The following is a 17,552-nucleotide window of genomic DNA, read 5'->3' as shown; positions in this document are numbered from 1 at the left end:
ACATTTATGACTGACGCCCACAGTGCGCTAATTACCAATGACGCAGTCGTACTTGGTTTGCTTGCCGTTATTTTGGGGTTTATTTTTAAAACCTCTCACAGTAATAATGCTGCCTGCCAAAAATTTTATAAGTATGTACCCGCATTACTACTTTGTTATTTTTTACCTTCGTTACTCAATACCTTTGGTATTGTTGATGGCCACTCTTCAAATGTTTATTTTGTGGCATCACGTTATTTACTGCCAGCTTGCTTGATATTGCTTACTATTAGTATTGATTTAAAGGCAATTCTTAATCTTGGTCCAAAAGCACTAATTATGTTCTTAACGGGTACTATGGGTATTGTTATTGGCGGACCGCTTGCTATTTTAGTGATGAGTGCAGTGTACCCAGAGGCCGTTGGCGGTCATGGCCCTGATGCGGTTTGGCGCGGTATGACAACCATTGCTGGTAGTTGGATTGGCGGTGGTGCAAACCAAGCTTCAATGAAAGAAATGTTTGAAGTAGGCGGCGACATCTTCTCTGCAATGGTTACCGTTGATGTGATTGTGGCAAACTTATGGATGGCCGTATTGCTATTAATGGCTGCAAATCATAAAGCGATTGATGCAAAAACGGGCGCAGATACCCGTGCGATTGAAGAGCTTAAAGAGCGTGTAGAGAAATATCACGCAGAGCATGCACGTATGCCAACCTTAAATGATTACATGACGATCATTGCTATTGCCTTTGGTATTACTGGCCTTGCGCACTTTTGTGCCGACTTTTTAGGTCCGTTTTTTGGCGCTAACTTCCCTTGGGCGCAAGAGTATAGTTTAAACAGTAAATTCTTTTGGTTAATCGTTATCTCAACCACAATTGGTATTAGTTTATCGTTTACTAAAGTTCGTCATATTGAAGCTTTTGGCGCTTCAAAAGTAGCATCAAGCTTTTTATATATCCTTGTTGCTTCAATTGGCTTACACATGAATATTACCGCGATTTTTGACTCACCAATGTATTTTGTACTGGGTGTGATTTGGATGATTACCCATGCAAGCTTAATGCTTATTGTCGCGAAACTAATTAAAGCACCACTGTTTTATATGGCAGTAGGCTCTCAAGCAAATGTAGGTGGCGCGGCATCAGCACCCGTTGTTGCATCAGCATTCCATCCGTCACTTGCGCCAGTAGGTGTATTACTTGCTGTTTTGGGCTATGGTGTAGGTACTTACATGGCTTATATTTGTGGATTAATGCTACAAGCTGTTGCACCCTAAGGAATAGAAATGAACAACCAGTTAATTAAAATTAACGAGATTGAATTAGCCAACGACAAACCATTTGTTTTGTTTGGTGGTATGAACGTACTTGAATCACGTGATTTAGCAATGCGTATTGCTGAACATTACGTAGAAGTAACGTCAAAGCTAAACATTCCATACGTGTTTAAAGCGTCTTTTGATAAAGCTAATCGCTCTTCAATTAACTCATACCGTGGTCCGGGCATGGAAGAAGGTTTAAAAATCTTTGAAGAAATTAAATCTACTTTCAACGTGCCGCTTATCACCGACGTACATGAGCCACATCAAGCAGCACCAGTTGCTGAAGTTGTTGATGTAATTCAGTTACCGGCATTCTTAGCTCGACAAACTGACTTAGTTGTAGCGATGGCAAAAACAGGTGCCATCATCAACGTGAAAAAACCACAGTTTTTAGCGCCGCACGAAATGCGTCATATCATTAAAAAGTTTAATGAAGCGGGCAACAACAATGTTGCACTGTGTGAGCGTGGTACTAGCTTTGGTTATAACAACCTTGTGGTTGATATGCTTGGTATGGATGACATGAAGCCTATGGCGCCAGTAATTTTTGATGCAACGCACGCACTACAGCGCCCTGGAGGCCGAGCTGACTCTGCAGATGGTCGCCGTGCACAAGCTGCAGAACTTGCTCGCAGTGGCATGGCATTAGGTATTGCAGGTTTATTTATTGAAGCGCATCCTAATCCGAATGAAGCAAAATGTGACGGCCCATGTGCTTTAGCACTAAGTAAGCTTGAAGGTTATTTATCGCAAATGAAAGCGGTTGATGACTTAGTTAAGAGCTTTGCACCACTCGATACCAGTGCAAGCGATTTATAATGATATAAGTATAAGTATTTTAGTACGAAAAAGGCGACCAAGGTCGCCTTTTTTTATTTGTGTCGCTATAATCGATGCATAAGAAAAACTAATTCAAAGCTTGGTGTTTATGTCTCGTCGTTTACCTCCCTTAAATGCGCTTAAAGCCTTCGAAGCTGCTGCTCGTCATCTGAGCTTTACCAAAGCGGCTGAGGAGTTGTATGTCACGCAAGCTGCGGTGAGTCACCAGATTAAAACCTTAGAAGAGCATCTAGGCTTAAAACTGTTTTTACGTAAAAATCGCTCGTTGCTGTTAACCGAAGAAGGGCAAGGTTACTTTCTGGATATTAAAGAGATTTTTACCCAGCTGATTGATGCCACAGAGAAATTGCTAGCACGAGGTGCGAAAGGTTCTCTGACAGTAAGTTTGACGCCAAGTTTTGCGATTCAATGGTTAGTACCCAGACTTAGTTTATTTAATGAATTACACCCAGAAATCGACGTGCGAATTAAAGCGCAAGATCAGGACGAAAATTCACTTTCTGACGATGTCGATATTGCTATTTACTATGGTCGTGGCCACTGGAGTGGGGTGCAAACTTATAAACTGCACACTGAATACTTAGTGCCGTTATGTAGCCCATTATTGTTAACAGGCCCAAAACCGCTTAATCAACCGAGTGATTTGGCGAATCATACCTTATTGCATGATACGACCCGTAAAAACTGGAAAACGTGGATGAAAACAGCTGGCGTACGAAATGTGCAAGTTAACCAAGGGCCAATTTTTAGTCACTCGTCTATGGTGCTGCAAGCTGCGGTACATGGGCAGGGTGTCGCTATTGGTAATAGCGTATTAGCAAAGCCCGATATTGATGCGGGTCGACTCGTCATTCCATTTAATCACTCATTAGAAAGTAAAAATGCTTACTATTTAGTGATCCGCGAATCACAAACAGAGCTTGGTAAAATTGTTTCCTTCAAAGACTGGATGCTGAGCTTAGTAGAGCAAGAACAAGAGTATTAACATGTTACAGTGGTTTAAAAGTGCAACGGGCAAGGCGCGTGCACAATTTATATTTGCCCACGGAGCAGGGGCAGGTAGCGACTCCGAATTTATGCAAACAATGGCTAAATTGATTAGTCAGCAAAATATTGATGTGGCGTTGTTTGATTTTCAGTATATGCAAATTGCTAAAGAGACAGGTAAGCGCAGACCTCCTGATCGCGCACCTAAGCTGCTTGCATATTTTGCCGAAGTTTTAGCTGAGCATCAGCCAGAGTTGCCGCTATTTATTGGCGGCAAATCGATGGGCGGGCGCATGGCTTCTATGCTTTGTACTGAGCAGGGTTTGGCTAATATTGCTGGTGTTGTGGCTTTTGGTTATCCTTTTCACCCACCGGGTAAATCTGAAAAACTTCGCATAGAACATTTTGTTGATATGCCATGCCCATTTTTAGTCCTACAAGGTGAACGCGATACGTTTGGTAATCAACAAGAGCTTGCTGAGCTTGAAATGGTTAACCCGCCAGAAATCAAATGGCTAAGAGATGGTGACCATTCACTAAAACCTCGTAAAAAAAGTGGTATCACAGAACAAGAAAACCTACAGCAGGCTGCGGATTACGCTGTGCAGTTTATGGCTAATTTAATTGGAGAGAAAAAATGATAAAACTGTATTTAATGACAGGCAGTATATTTTGTATGTTCTCTGTAATACTAGGCGCATTTGCTGCTCATGGTTTAAAAAGTCGCGTATCAGAATACGCAATTGGTATTTTTAAAACCGCTGCTGAATATCAAATGGTGCATGGTCTTGCGCTTATAGCGATTGCTATCTTAATTAAGTGGGGAATGAACCTGACTTGGGCTGGTGGTTTTTTTATTGCAGGTACTGTGTTATTTAGCGGTAGTTTGTATTTACTCGCATTAACGGGCATGAAATGGCTTGGGCCTATCACCCCAATTGGCGGCGTTTGTTTTATTATTGGTTGGGCTATTTTGTTAGTTCAAGCCGCACGATATAAGTTTTAAGGGGTATCTATGTCGAGTGTAGTTATTTATTGCCGAAGTGGTTTTGAAAATGATGCCGCTGCTGAAATTACTTTTCAGGCTGCCGAGCAAGGTTTTGCGGGGTACGTAAAAACAAAACCAAATACAGGGATTGTTGTGTACGAATGTTTTGATGCAAGCCACGGCGATGAGATCATAAAAAAAGTAGATTTTAAAAACATGGTATTTGCCCGCCAGTGGTTTACAGGCACGTTAGTGGATAATATGCCACTTGAAGACCGCGTTAGTGCCATTGCTGATGCAACCGTTGACTTTCCTGAGTGTGGTGACTTACGTGTAGAAACACCCGACACCAACGAGGGTAAAGAGCTTTCTAAGTTCTGCAAAAAGATTTCGACACCACTTAAAAAGTCGCTTGAAAAACGTGCAAAGGTTACACGTGAACTTGCCCAGAAAAAACCAGTCATGCATGTGTTATTTTTAGCTAATAACAGCGCTTATGTGGGGTATTCGTATACATTTAATAATTCGCCATTCTTTATGGGTATTCCGCGATTACGCATGCCAAGTGATGCACCGAGCCGCTCTACACTTAAATTAGATGAAGCATTTAATGTATTCATTCCACCTCATGAAGCTGAAGAGCGCATGCAACCAGGCATGCGTGGTGTTGACCTAGGTGCGTGCCCAGGAGGTTGGACTTATCAGTTAGTACGCCGTGGAATGTTTGTTAGCGCTATCGATAATGGTCCAATGAATGATGATTTAATGGAAACAGGGCAGGTTAAACACTTTAGAGTCGATGGTTTTAAATATCGCCCTGAAAAGCGCAATATCGACTGGTTAGTGTGCGACATGGTAGAAAAGCCAGCTAAAGTAACGAATCTTATGATTGACTGGGCAGTAAATGCTTATGCCCGCGAGCTGATTTTCAACTTAAAGTTGCCGATGAAGAAGCGTTTTGACAGTGTCTATGAATGCTTAAAAATGATTAAAGAAGAGCTTGAAAAGTACGGTGTAAGTTACGAGCTACAAGCAAAACATTTATATCATGATCGTGAAGAAGTGACCGTTCATTTAAATGTAACTAAGGTGCCACAAAGCCTCTACAGTTAACATCAATTTGAAATTAAAAAAGGCCAATCGCAATTCGATTGGCCTTTTTTATTTGAAATCAGCTTAACGTGGTTAAAGTTATGAGCGGTATTTACTGCGGTAATTTTCAACCCATAACCGGGTTCCACCACATACAGCAACCGGCATAACAATAAGGTTTACAATGGGGATTGCTGTTAAGAGCATCACTGCTAAACCAAAGCCATATGATAAGGTTTGCTTTTGTTTTAAGTCATCTTTCATGGCATTAAAACTAATTTTATGGTTATCAAAGGCATAATCTTCGTATTGGATAGCATACATCCAACAGGTGAATAGCACCCATAAAACTTGCCCAATCACAGGTAAAATCCATAGTAGAATAAAAAAGCCTATAGCGCGCGGCAGGTAATAGCAAAGTTTTGTCCATTCTCGGCCTAGCATGCGTGGCACATCTTTCATTGTATCAAGCAGACCATCATCGTTGACTTTTTGACCTGTCAGGTAAAGTTCGACTTTTTCACTGAGCAAGCCGTTGAATGGGGCTGCAATAAAGTTCGTAATAACGGTAAAGAGCATGCTGTAACTAAATAAAATGACAAGCACAGCAATCGGCCACATTAACCATTCAAGCCAGCTCAGCCATTCTGGTAGCAATGAGTTCATGTAAGCAAAGCCATCAGTTAGCCAGCCGTACAAAAAGAACAGCGAACTACCAAAAAGCAGGATATTGATTAATAAAGGAATAAGTACAAAACGTTTTAACCCCTTTTGGCTAATTAGTTTAAAGCCAGAAAAGAAGTATTCCATACCTTGAGTAAACTGCACGAGATAACCTCATCTTATTTCTTCTTGTTTGCAGTATAGGGTTTTCAATATGTTTGAACAGTCTTTTTCCGTAACAAAGTGTTTATTGAGCAAAATTGTAGCAAGCAGGCATACTGATTAATTTAAGAGGTTAAGGTGAGTTAGTTTGTTAACAAATCATTGTGAAGTGAATTGTTTAGATATTAAGCAATACCGCTTCACTGGTATTAATGTCTTAAGTTAGCGAAAAATTCTAATGTAAACTTAATTTACGGAACATTGATTTTTAGTTACAACTAACCTGCTAGGCAACCCGCAAGGCTACTCACGTTAAACGTTGTTTTTTATCATTTGAACGTATTTTCAGTTACATCGGGATGAACTAAGCGATACCATGACTGTCTGATAGTACCTATAAAAACGAATAATGAAAACAACAGTAGAGGATCACACTAATATCCGATACTATTATTAACATCATTAACAAAAAAGACATATAAAAATGGGAGTTTTATGCAGTTAGTCGATTTAAATCCAGATGATCCAGAAGTAGTAAACGTGTTTGCTGATATAGACCGACTCATTAACTCTTTATACCCCGTAGCTACAGCTCAATCATTAAGTGTTGAAGAGTTGGCTGAGCCTAATGTTTACGCCATAGGTTTGAAAAATGAAGATGGTATTGTTGCCTGCGGAGCGATTGTGATGCAAGAAGGCAACCCACCATACGGTGAAATCCGTCGCCTATATGTGAAACCTAGTTATCGAGGTAAAGGTTTGTCTCGCCGAATTATGCAAATCTTATTGCATCATGCTGGTGAACAACAAATCCCGCTAATTCGTCTTGAAACGGGTCCTAAGCAAACTGAATCAATTAGTTTGTACGAAAATTTAGGCTTTCATCGTTGTGGCCCATTTGGCAACTACACTGACAGCCCGCAAAGTTTATTTATGGAACTGGGACTTAATCAGTAATTGTGAGAGCTATTTAAAGCTTTGTTTTTGTGAGGTTAACGTTATTACTAAACAATCCTTGCAGGTCATGTGGCTTTTTATAGCTTTGCTGCTCATTGCGTGTGATAAAAAACACACAATACCTGAACAGCTACAAAACAAACAACCCGACCTTATTATTGATAACGCCGAGTTTTACTTAAACTCATGCCAGTCTCTTAGTGGTGTTTTTAATGATGCTGGCAAGATAACCTCCAGAGTCATTGTTACATTTCCTACTCGCCTTATGAGTTACTGTTCTGAAGAACGAACACAACTTAGCTATGATGGCACATACCTTACAGTAAAGCTTTGCCGAACAGCGTTTGCAGCAGGGGGTTGTGGGCTTGAAAGGTATCGCTCGAAAGATTTTCAACATTGGCAGGAATATATCGGGATTACCTGGGTAAATAATGAGCAGTATGAGGCATGGCGGCTGCTTGGTTCAAGCTCTACTAAAGCAGATGAAATAAACAAAGTTATCCCTTAAGCACCAAAGTTTAACTGTCTGTTTAGACTTTAAAATTATTAGTCGATAAACGATTAATTTTTCACATCAAAAATCACTCGTTACGAGTAAAAATTCTTGTTGGACTTGAATCACTATTTTTCTTTTAATGCGCGCAATTACCGCTTGCCAATTTTGGCATTACTAAAATAAAGAGAAAGATAGATGAAAGAAACAACATCACTAGAACAAGCTCGCACGAGTTACAATGTTCGTCATTGGAGCCAAGGTTTCTTTGGTATTAATGATCAAGGTGATGTGTATGTTGCGCCAAAGGCCCATGCCCCAGAGCAAACCATTGCACTAATCGATATCGCACAGCAATTACAAGACAAAGGCTTAAGCTTGCCTGCGTTGGTTCGTTTTCCACAAATTTTACATCATCGAGTACATAGCTTGTGTCAGGCATTTAACACAGCAATTGAGAACTATGGTTACCCGAAAGATTATTTGCTTGTTTACCCAATTAAAGTAAATCAACAACGCGAAGTTGTTGAAGAAATTGTTGCAAGCCAAGCTGATATTGAAAAGAAACAATTGGGCTTAGAGGCGGGCAGTAAGCCTGAGCTATTAACCGTATTAGCAATGGCTGAAAAAACCAGTGCGGTGATTGTATGTAATGGCTACAAAGACCAAGAATACATTCGTTTAGCACTGATTGGCGAAAAGCTAGGCCATAAGGTTTACATTGTTCTAGAGAAACTATCTGAACTAGACATGGTGCTTAGCCAAGCAAAAGAGTTAAATGTAAAACCACGTATTGGTATTCGTGTACGTTTAGCATCGCAAGGTAAGGGTAAATGGCAAGCAAGCGGTGGCGAAAAATCAAAATTTGGTTTATCAGCATCGCAAGTATTGAGCGTGGTTAATCGCTTAAAAGCATCTGACCAACTCGATTTGATCCAACTTGTACACTTTCACCTAGGTTCGCAAATGGCAAACATCCGTGATGTGCGTTTAGGTGTGAGCGAAGCTGCGCGTTTTTACTGCGAGTTACGCAAGTTAGGTGCACAAATTGATTGCTTAGATGTGGGCGGCGGTTTAGCGGTTGATTACGACGGCACTCGTAGCCAGTCTCATAACTCAATGAACTACAGCCTAAGTGAATATGCTAATAACATCGTATACACCATTGGTGACACCTGTAAGTTATATGAGCAGCCAATGCCGCGCATTATTTCTGAGTCAGGTCGTGCATTAACAGCGCACCATGCCGTATTGATTTCAAATGTTATTGGCACCGAAAGCTATGTACCAGAAGACATTCAAGCGCCAGCCGCTGATGCACCACTTTTATTAAAAAATATGTGGACATCATGGCAGCAGTTAAGTGATGACAATGATGACCGTGCATTAATCGAAATTTATCATGATAGCCAAGGCGATTTAGCTGAGGCACATAATCAGTTTGCACTTGGTTTATTAGATTTAACTGAGCGAGCATGGGCGGAGCAAGTTAACTTACGTGTATGTTATGAGCTTAACAAACACATGGATAACAAAAACCGTTTTCATCGCCCAATTATTGATGAATTAAATGCGCGATTAGCAGATAAGTTTTTTGTGAACTTTTCATTGTTCCAGTCATTACCTGATGCATGGGGCATTGACCAAGTGTTTCCGGTTCTGCCTTTAAGTGGTTTAACAGAAGCTCCACAAAAGCGTGCTGTGTTACTTGATATTACCTGTGACTCAGACGGTGCTATGGAGCACTATGTAGACGGTCAAGGTATTGAAAGCACATTGCTAGTACCTGCATTTAGTGAAGAAAAACCTTATTTAATGGGCTTTTTCTTAGTAGGTGCTTATCAAGAAATTTTAGGTGATATGCACAACTTATTTGGCGACACGCACAGTGCAATCATAAAAATGGATGAACAAGGTCAGGCGCAAATCACCGAGATTAACGAAGGTGATACCGTTGCTGACATGATGCGTTACGTGCATTTAGATGTAGAAAGCTTCCAGCAGTCTTATGCCCAGCTGGTAGCAGCTAAATTGCCAGAAACTGAGCAGCAAAGCGTATTAGATGAGCTGCAAACTGGCTTAAACGGTTACACTTATTTAGAAGAGTTATAAGCAATGTCGACATTGTTTGACCATACAGATCATTCGTTGTACTCAAACGGCATGACGTTTTTACGTCAGCCGATGGTGCAAAACATCACTGCAATCGATGCCGATGTGGTGGTGCTAGGTTTACCATTTGACTTAGCGACCTCAGGTCGCCCAGGTGCACGTTTAGGCCCTGATGCAATTCGTCGTGCTTCAGTGCACCTTGCATGGGAAGAAACCAAGTATCCTTGGACGTTCCCATTATTTGAGCGCTTAAAATTAGCTGATGCCGGTGATTTTACTTACCCAGTAGGCGACCCAGAATATTTTACCGCGCAATTAGAATTAGCGGCCGAGCAAATTCTTCGTCAAGGTAAAACATTATTGGGTTTAGGTGGCGATCACTTTGTGACTTTGCCACTACTACGTGCTCATGCTAAACAGCACGGTAAAATGGCATTAGTTCACTTTGATGCCCACACCGATACTTACAGCAATGGTTCACGTTATGATCACGGTACTATGTTTTATCATGCACCTATGGAAGGGCTGATTGATGTTGATCACAGCATTCAAATCGGTATTCGTACTGACTTTGATCAGAGCAAGCATGAGTTTGCAGTGATTGATGCAATGGCTGCTAATGATTTGCCAGCGCAAGATATTGCAGAGCAAATTAAAGCGCGCGTGGGTGACTTACCTGTGTATCTAACCTTTGATATTGACTGTCTTGATCCAGCATTCGCGCCGGGTACTGGCACACCAGTGTGTGGTGGCTTAACTAGCGATAAAGTACTTAAAGTACTTCGTGCATTGAAAGGCATTAATATGGTCGGTATGGATGTGGTTGAAGTATCACCATCTTATGACCAAAGTGAATTAACGGCGATTGCCGCAGCGACCATTGCTAATGAGTTATTACACTTATGGGCATTGAAGCATAAATACTAAATGAGAGAGACAAAGAGCGCCATTAGGCGCTCTTTTTTTTGATTAACAAGGTGAAGCAATTATGCGCTTCTTACATCAACTTTTAACTTAAGTTTTTGCCCAGGTTGAATGTACTTTTGCCCAGCTAATGAGTTCCATTTAATAATATCTTCTACAGACACATTAAACTTAGCAGCAATGCGTGCTAATGAATCACCACGACGGACTTTATAAGTTATGGTGCGCTCTTTGATTTGAGTAGCAGCCAGTTGTGACTTTTCTTCTTTATATACAGTTAGCTTTTGACCAACACGTAATACAGCATCTTTTTTAAGTTTATTCCATGTTGCAAGCTCTGCAATGGTCACATCGTACTCACGGCTAATATCCCACAGCGTATCGCCACTGGCGACTTTATGGCTTAGCTTTTTACGTGTTACTTTATTAGCAGCCATACGCACTGATTTTGGTAAATGCTGGCTATTTATCTCACCATCACTCAGTGGTACAAGTAATTGCTGACCAACACGAATAGTATTCGATGAGAGTTTATTCAGTGTTTTAATAGCATTCGTACTAGTAGAAAACTTCTTCGCAATCACAGATAAACTGTCACCGCGCGCAACCACGTATTGTTGCCAACGCAGACGGTCTTTTTGCTCTGTTTTTGCTAGTTTTGCAGAGAACCCTTCAACTTTATCAGACGGTAATAATAAAAAGTGCGGTCCATTAGGATCGGTCGCCCAGCGATTAAAACCCGGGTTTAAACGATAAAGTTCAGTTAAGCTAATACCTGCCATATCAGCTGCAAGCGCTAAGTCAATTTGGCTACCTACATTCACCGCTTCAACTACTTGAGCATTAATAATTGGTTGCCACTTAACACCAAACTCGTCACTGCGTTTAACTAGATCAGACAGTGCTAACAGTTTAGGTACATACGAGGTCGTTTCTTTTGGTAAATCCAAAGACCAAAAGTCTGTTGGTAAATGCTTTTTACGATTCTTTTTAATAGCTCGTAGCAAACGGCCTTCACCTGAGTTATAGGCTGCGATGGCATTTAACCAATCGCCTTCTAAGGTTTTGTGAAGATATGACAAATAATCAAGTGCTGCACGGGTCGACTGTACAATGTCACGACGACCGTCGTACCACCAGTTTTGTTTTAAATCAAAACGCTCACCAGTTTGTGGCATGAATTGCCAGATGCCCGAGGCACTGCGATGTGAATAACCAAATGGGTCAAAAGCACTTTCTACAATCGGTAAAAGCGCAATTTCAATTGGCATTTGACGCTTCTCGACTTCTTCGACAATAAAGTACAGGTAAGGCTCTGCACGCTTAGAGATTCGGTCTAAATATGCCTGATGACGCGCATAGTAGTTACGCTCAGCAACCACTGGGCGGTTTTGTGGCACATCAATCGAAAGTTGGTAACGAATACGCTCCCATACATCATCAAATACCGGTGGTGGCTCATCAAGATCTGCGACCTGTTGATACTGTGCGTTAATCATTAGTGCATCATTAACGTCACTTGGGCTTGCGCCATTGAGCTGTTGCTCAACATCATTATTAGCCGTGGTATCTGAGTTAGAAGCTGTTAACTGACAACCACTTAGTACCAGCGCAAGAGTTATAACTAAAGGAGACTTATACATATATACCTATATAATCAGGTAAAAAAACTCGGCGAATATTACCTGCTATAAGCACATATTGCCACTTTATGACCAGTATATGTCAGCTCATTATTGCAAGGTGTTGATCTAAATATAGAAAAAATGTAATCGGTAGAGTTACACTTTTAAAAATTATCTTTCCAGGCTCTGAGACCCGCAAAGCGTTGCCAAGGTTCAGCTAGATCAAGATTTTCTTTCAGCTCGCTTGGAAGCTCATCAGTTATGTGTGGAAAATGACAACGGATAAAGGGGTTTATTTGCCTCTCAACGCTTAATTGAGTCGGTAAGCTAATTTTGCCGCTTTCTCGCAGTGCATCTACTTTATCACTGTAGTTGAGAAGGTATTCGTTATTTGGTTCAACAGCTTTTGCAAAGGCCAAGTTGGCCTGCGTGTATTCATGAGTGCAGTAGATTTTACACTCATCAGGCAGAGCTCTTAATTTACATAAAGAGTGCCACATTTGTTCAGCACTGCCTTCAAATAATCGTCCGCAGCCTGCACTAAATAAAGTATCGCCAGTAAAACTTAACTCGTCATTAATGTAACAAACATGATCGAGAGTATGCCCTGGTGTCGCAAGCACAGTAAAAGTGTAATCGTACACCGTCACCTTATCCGCTTCACAAACGCCATGGCTAATGCCTTTGAAAGGGCTGTGTCTTGGTCCGTACACCGGGATATCACGAAATGCTTTTACCAAGGCTGCAACGCCATCGGTGTGATCATAGTGATGATGGGTAATTAAAATCCCTGCGAGTGATAAGTTATTTTCGCTTAGGTAATTTAGAACGGGCTCTGCCTGTCCTGGGTCGACCACCCACGCTGTTTGTTCAGCTTCATTGCTGATGCACCAAATGTAGTTATCAGAAAAGGCTTTAATTGCTTTAACTTGCACCATGTTTAATTGCTCTATAAAGTGACAGTTAACACACAGTATAACGAGCTCAGAAAATGAAACCAGCCCTTAGTTTTCAAGAAGGTCCTAAGCCATACTCTTGGCAGCAGTTCCCTCATGGTGACTATTTACGTGCTGAAATTGAACGTAAGCTAACACCATGGCTGCCGCGCATGTTTGGTTATCACATGCTCAAACTCGGTAATTTAAGTGGTGAGCTGGCAACCAGTGAAAGTCCTATTAAGCATCAAGTTTGCGTAGCAGAGCAGGGCTTATTTACCGGTGTTATTGCTGATGTAGACGAGTTACCGTTTTATGAGCACAGTGTTGATGCCTGCATATTATCGCACTGTTTAGAATATCATTCTGATCCGCACCATATCTTACGTGAAGCGCATCGTACTTTGATCCCCGGTGGTTACATCGTGATCACAGGCTTTAACCCGTTTAGTTTGTGTGGATTGGCGCAATTATTACCTTTTAGCCGCCAAAAGCTACCGTGGACAGGGCGGTTTTTTACGCCATCACGAGTAAAAGATTGGTTGAATTTATTAGGCTTTGAAATAATCTCTGATGAGCGTTTTATCCATTCATCGCTTGCAAGAGGTAACCGCTTATCGCGCTTTGCTGCGTGGCGCAGTTTTGGCCAGCAATATTTAAAGCCAATGGGCAGTGTGTATATGCTGGTGGCTAGAAAGCGTGTGGCCCCGCTGACACCAATTAAACCTAAATGGCATGCAAGGCCGCAATTTTCGCCAGTGAAAGGAGCAGGGCTTAGACAAACATCAAAGCAGCACTGTGAGCGGGATAGCTAGATAATGCTGTTGCGTGTCTGTTTTACTTGGATACTGACCTGCACGAATATTTAATTGAATAGCAGGATGCAGTAGTTTTGGCACTGCCAAGGTTGCATCGCGGTTTTCACGTGTTGCAATAAAATCTTGTTTATCTCCTTTTAAGTGAATGTTTTGCTCACGCTGCTCTTTAACCGTGGTTTTGTTTGCTAAAGGTCGACCATCAGGTTGGTAGTCATGGCACATCCAAAGCACTGTATCGTCAGGAAACGCTAAAATTTGTTGTAGTGAATCATATAATTCGCCTGCGCTGCCGCCGGGAAAGTCACAGCGTGCTGTGCCACTGTCTGGCATAAAGAAAGTGTCACCGACAAATACATTGCCATCAATGTGATAGCAGACACTGTCAGGAGTGTGGCCAGGCGTGGCAATCACATCAACCGTGTAATTACCTAACTTAAATTGCGCTTTATTAGCAAATAAAGCATCAAAAGGCTCGCCATTACACGGCATATCCAGATTGTAAAGTTGGCTAAAGTGCTTTTGTACTTGTGTGATCCCTTCGCCAGTGCCGAGTTTACAAGGGTGTGTGTCTTGTAATTGCTGCTTTATATAACTTGCTGCGGTGATATGATCAGCATGGGCATGAGTTTCAAGAAGCCATTGTAGTGTCAGCTGCTCAGTCTTTATATAGTTGATGATCTCATTGGCGGTGGTAAAACTTAACTCTCCACTTGGCATATCAAAATCAGCTGGCGCATCAATCAGCAAGCAATTTTTAGTGCTTTCACAACTGACTAAATAACAGAGAGTGGCGCTTTGTTGATGAAAAAAAGAGTGAATGCGCAGAGCCATAATGAGTCCTTTATATTTCTTTATAGCCAAATCTTATAACATATAACAAAAATATAAAACGGCCTGCGCTAAGTTTCTTTTAAGGTAATTTTAATTACCGTCGTAACCTGTGTCTTCAAGTAATTGATCGCTGCCAGCGGCTTCGCGGGCTAGATCGTCAACAATTTCATTATATTTGTTGCCGCTATGGCCTTTTACCCAGCGCCATTCTACCTCGTGTTGCTGGCATGCTGCATCGAGTCGTTTCCATAAATCGACATTCTTAACTGGTTTTTTAGCTGCAGTTTTCCAGCCGCGTTTTTTCCAATTTTCGACCCATGACTCAATGCCTTGTTTCACATATTGACTATCGGTAGTAAGAATGACGTGACAAGAGCGGGTGAGGGTTTCTAGTGCAACGATAGCTGCGAGCATTTCCATCCGATTATTGGTTGTTAGGGTATAGCCTTGACTCAAGTGCTTTTCGTGGCCGTTGTATCGCATCACGATGCCATACCCTCCAGGCCCTGGATTTCCTAAACATGATCCATCGGTGTAAATCTCTACGGTTTTCTGCACTGTTTTACCTTGATATTGTGTACAATAAAGTGAATATAGAAAGATACCAGAGTCAGGCTTAAGACGATATGGCACATAGACAAATAGTTTTAGATACAGAAACCACGGGTATTGACCCAAAGCAAGGCCACCGCATCATTGAAATCGGTTGTGTTGAACTTGTGAATCGCCGTCTTACTGGCAACAACTTTCATGTGTATATCAATCCACAACGTGAAATAGAAGAAGAAGCGATAGACGTACACGGTATCACCAATGAATTTTTGCGTGATAAACCTTTGTACCACCAAATTGCCCATGAGTTTTTAGAGTATATTCGTGGCGCAGAGCTTGTTATTCATAACGCTGCGTTCGATATCGGCCACATGGACAACGAGTTTGCATTGTTAAATCAAGGTTTTCCGAATACTGCCGATGTATGTAGTGTACTTGATACCTTGAAAATGGCGCGTGACTTGCATCCAGGTCAAAAGAATAACCTTGATGCGCTTTGTCGCCGCTATGATATTGATAACTCAAAGCGTACTTTACACGGCGCATTACTGGATTCCGAGATTCTAGCAGATGTTTACTTGGCAATGACCGGTGGACAAGTAAAGCTGAACCTCAATCAAAATAAAGATGAAGGCTCAACACATCAAACGGGTGGTATTCGTCGTCTTAGTGCCGACAGAGCACCCCTTGTGGTATTAAGAGCAACCGAACAAGAGCAAGCTGCCCATGAAGAACGTTTAGATTTAGTGGCAAAGGGTGGTCAATGTTTATGGCGTGCAGAATAAGGTAATGAAATGAGAAAACAGCTACTAGCAGGAATACTGTGCTTAATGCCTTGTATGGGATTTACAACAGCACAAGATAAGATAACGCCATTAGCTCGGGATGGGGTTAAAAATGAAATTCCTCTGTTAGAAAACCGTTTTCGCATCGATCATAAAATCGATAAAGTAACCTTACTGTTCTTTCGTAACCGCGGTGCACCTGCCGTTGTATTGGTTCGTCCTGATGGGACTAAGTATTACGCCACAGACTCAGTGAAAAATCATGATCTTGATTGGTATGATGAGCTCAGTTATGACTTAGTCACTATTACTAATCCTATGCCGGGCCCATGGCAGGTTGTTGGCAAAATCTTGCCAGGAAGCCGTATTATGGTGATGGGAGAAATTGAATTAGATGTAGATCCTTTACCGCCGATGCTATTTCGCGGAGAGACAGTGAAACTGACTGGTCGCGTATTAAATGATGGAGAACCCATCGAAGTGGGGCAGTTTCGTGATGTGATTAGTTTGAATGTCGATTTTGTCAGTACTAATAATAGTGATTACTCAAACTTTGGTGCCGGTACGCAAAGTGTCACTGAGTTTAGAGATGATGGCCGTGGTTTTGATGAGCGCCCGCTTGATGGCGTATTTACTGGCGAATTTAAACTGACGTTTCCTGCAGGTGAGTGGCAACCAGAGCTTTATATCGAAACGCCAATACTGAAACGCACCGTGGTACAAAAACCGATTGTGGTGCACGAGCCTCCTTTTGATTATGAAATAGCGCTTGCTGAGCAAGATGAAGATGACCACATTTTAACGATCACCTTAAATCCTGAAATCGTCAAACCTGAAACCGTGCTCATTCAGGGGAAAATCTATTATCCGAATAATGAAGAGCAAATGTTCTCAATTGATGCGGATAAATCACAAATGCGTGAACTTGCAATTAAAAATTATGACTGGGGTAGATACAGTGTTGAGCTATCTGTATTTGGTAGCAATATAAATGACCGTGAATTTATGGCTACTTTACCTACTTATAAATTTGAAATTGAGCGACCCATCGAAGCTGTACCAGAAATTGTTCGCCCTGAAATCGATTTAGAAGCCCAAGCTGAGCAGCAACGAATTATTGAAGAGGAACAAAAAGCGTCCACTACACTAATGGTGATACTCATTGTTGTTGGAAATTTAATCGTTCTACTGTTAGGGTGGCTAGCGATTCGAATTTTTGTGCAGAAAAAACCACTTAAATTTAAAGTTTCTTTGCCATTTTTAAAGAAAAAAAATAAAACTGAAAATGATGAGCAAGCAGCGAAAGAAAATGAAGTCGGCAAAAATGGCTCAAAAAATGACAAATCAGGTGAAATTTTAAACCTTTCGATGTCAGATGACTAAAAAACCTGTAAAAATACAAAAAACCCCTTGACGAACCAGAGGGTGATTCGTATTATTCACGCCGCTGTCAGGGGAGACTCAGTCAGCAACGAAAATGTGG

The 17,552-nt window shown here is 41.4% G+C and carries 18 protein-coding genes; 13 read left to right on the top strand and 5 right to left on the bottom strand.

Going from position 1 to position 17,552, the window contains the following annotated elements:
• Positions 1-6 precede the first annotated feature (6 nt).
• From ACSFVZ_RS03915 to rlmM, 6 genes are all read left to right on the top strand, one after another.
• Positions 7-1,260, top strand: coding sequence for a DUF819 family protein (locus tag ACSFVZ_RS03915; RefSeq protein WP_135924147.1), 1,254 nt, complete (start codon positions 7-9; stop codon positions 1,258-1,260).
• 9 nt (positions 1,261-1,269) lie between these two features.
• Positions 1,270-2,124 carry a 3-deoxy-8-phosphooctulonate synthase gene (kdsA, locus tag ACSFVZ_RS03910; RefSeq protein WP_054561809.1) on the top strand — a complete coding sequence of 285 codons (855 nt, stop codon included), beginning with the start codon at positions 1,270-1,272 and terminating at the stop codon, positions 2,122-2,124.
• A 109-nt stretch (positions 2,125-2,233) separates the two neighbouring features.
• Positions 2,234-3,130 (top strand): transcriptional regulator GcvA, encoded by an 897-nt coding sequence (locus ACSFVZ_RS03905; protein ID WP_063706073.1) that lies wholly within the window; start codon positions 2,234-2,236, stop codon positions 3,128-3,130.
• 1 nt (position 3,131) lies between these two features.
• Positions 3,132-3,773 carry an alpha/beta family hydrolase gene (locus ACSFVZ_RS03900; protein ID WP_435558153.1) on the top strand — a complete coding sequence of 214 codons (642 nt, stop codon included), beginning with the start codon at positions 3,132-3,134 and terminating at the stop codon, positions 3,771-3,773.
• Positions 3,770-4,138, top strand: coding sequence for a DUF423 domain-containing protein (locus tag ACSFVZ_RS03895; RefSeq protein WP_168246725.1), 369 nt, complete (start codon positions 3,770-3,772; stop codon positions 4,136-4,138). The genes ACSFVZ_RS03900 and ACSFVZ_RS03895 overlap by 4 nt, the downstream gene beginning before the upstream one ends.
• A 9-nt stretch (positions 4,139-4,147) precedes the next feature.
• A complete protein-coding gene (rlmM, locus tag ACSFVZ_RS03890; RefSeq protein WP_135924149.1) occupies positions 4,148-5,233 on the top strand; it encodes a 23S rRNA (cytidine(2498)-2'-O)-methyltransferase RlmM in 1,086 nt (361 codons plus the stop codon).
• A gap of 78 nt (positions 5,234-5,311) precedes the next feature.
• On the opposite strand, the gene cysZ is transcribed toward rlmM, so the two are convergent.
• Positions 5,312-6,022, bottom strand: a complete 711-nt coding sequence (gene cysZ / locus ACSFVZ_RS03885) for a sulfate transporter CysZ (RefSeq protein ID WP_199525844.1) — start codon at positions 6,020-6,022, stop codon at positions 5,312-5,314.
• A 510-nt stretch (positions 6,023-6,532) separates the two neighbouring features.
• Here cysZ and ACSFVZ_RS03880 point away from each other — a divergent pair.
• From ACSFVZ_RS03880 to speB, 4 genes are all read left to right on the top strand, one after another.
• Entirely contained in the window at positions 6,533-6,994 is a 462-nt protein-coding gene (locus tag ACSFVZ_RS03880) for a GNAT family N-acetyltransferase (protein WP_135924151.1), read from the top strand.
• Between the two features lie 67 nt (positions 6,995-7,061).
• The gene (locus ACSFVZ_RS03875; RefSeq protein WP_435558152.1) at positions 7,062-7,502 is read left to right on the top strand and encodes a hypothetical protein; all 441 of its coding nucleotides are present in this window, start codon (positions 7,062-7,064) and stop codon (positions 7,500-7,502) included.
• A gap of 183 nt (positions 7,503-7,685) precedes the next feature.
• Complete coding sequence (gene speA / locus ACSFVZ_RS03870; RefSeq protein WP_435558151.1) at positions 7,686-9,599, top strand: biosynthetic arginine decarboxylase; 1,914 nt, start codon at positions 7,686-7,688, stop codon at positions 9,597-9,599.
• Between the two features lie 3 nt (positions 9,600-9,602).
• Positions 9,603-10,526 carry an agmatinase gene (gene speB / locus ACSFVZ_RS03865; protein ID WP_063706052.1) on the top strand — a complete coding sequence of 308 codons (924 nt, stop codon included), beginning with the start codon at positions 9,603-9,605 and terminating at the stop codon, positions 10,524-10,526.
• A 59-nt stretch (positions 10,527-10,585) separates the two neighbouring features.
• Here the strand turns inward: speB and ACSFVZ_RS03860 are convergent, their stop codons facing one another.
• The gene (locus tag ACSFVZ_RS03860) at positions 10,586-12,166 is read right to left on the bottom strand and encodes a LysM peptidoglycan-binding domain-containing protein (RefSeq protein WP_435558150.1); all 1,581 of its coding nucleotides are present in this window, start codon (positions 12,164-12,166) and stop codon (positions 10,586-10,588) included.
• A 146-nt stretch (positions 12,167-12,312) separates the two neighbouring features.
• Positions 12,313-13,086 carry a hydroxyacylglutathione hydrolase gene (gloB, locus tag ACSFVZ_RS03855; RefSeq protein ID WP_235382897.1) on the bottom strand — a complete coding sequence of 258 codons (774 nt, stop codon included), beginning with the start codon at positions 13,084-13,086 and terminating at the stop codon, positions 12,313-12,315.
• Between the two features lie 53 nt (positions 13,087-13,139).
• On the opposite strand from gloB, the gene ACSFVZ_RS03850 reads away from it, so the two are divergent.
• Entirely contained in the window at positions 13,140-13,898 is a 759-nt protein-coding gene (locus ACSFVZ_RS03850) for a class I SAM-dependent methyltransferase (RefSeq protein WP_135924156.1), read from the top strand.
• On the opposite strand, the gene ACSFVZ_RS03845 is transcribed toward ACSFVZ_RS03850, so the two are convergent.
• Together ACSFVZ_RS03845 and rnhA are read right to left on the bottom strand one after the other, a co-directional pair.
• The gene (locus tag ACSFVZ_RS03845) at positions 13,869-14,732 is read right to left on the bottom strand and encodes an MBL fold metallo-hydrolase (protein ID WP_435558149.1); all 864 of its coding nucleotides are present in this window, start codon (positions 14,730-14,732) and stop codon (positions 13,869-13,871) included. The two genes, ACSFVZ_RS03850 and ACSFVZ_RS03845, sit on opposite strands and share 30 nt — an antisense overlap.
• A gap of 90 nt (positions 14,733-14,822) precedes the next feature.
• A complete protein-coding gene (rnhA, locus tag ACSFVZ_RS03840; protein ID WP_435558148.1) occupies positions 14,823-15,290 on the bottom strand; it encodes a ribonuclease HI in 468 nt (155 codons plus the stop codon).
• Between the two features lie 68 nt (positions 15,291-15,358).
• On the opposite strand from rnhA, the gene dnaQ reads away from it, so the two are divergent.
• The gene (dnaQ, locus tag ACSFVZ_RS03835; protein ID WP_135924158.1) at positions 15,359-16,069 is read left to right on the top strand and encodes a DNA polymerase III subunit epsilon; all 711 of its coding nucleotides are present in this window, start codon (positions 15,359-15,361) and stop codon (positions 16,067-16,069) included.
• Between the two features lie 45 nt (positions 16,070-16,114).
• Complete coding sequence (locus ACSFVZ_RS03830; protein WP_435558156.1) at positions 16,115-17,452, top strand: TIGR03503 family protein; 1,338 nt, start codon at positions 16,115-16,117, stop codon at positions 17,450-17,452.
• The last annotated feature ends 100 nt before the right edge of the window (positions 17,453-17,552 follow it).

The organism is Pseudoalteromonas nanhaiensis (assembly GCF_051235485.1).
GTDB classification, from domain to species: domain Bacteria; phylum Pseudomonadota; class Gammaproteobacteria; order Enterobacterales; family Alteromonadaceae; genus Pseudoalteromonas; species Pseudoalteromonas lipolytica_C.
This window is presented reverse-complemented; position numbering and strand designations above follow the sequence as displayed.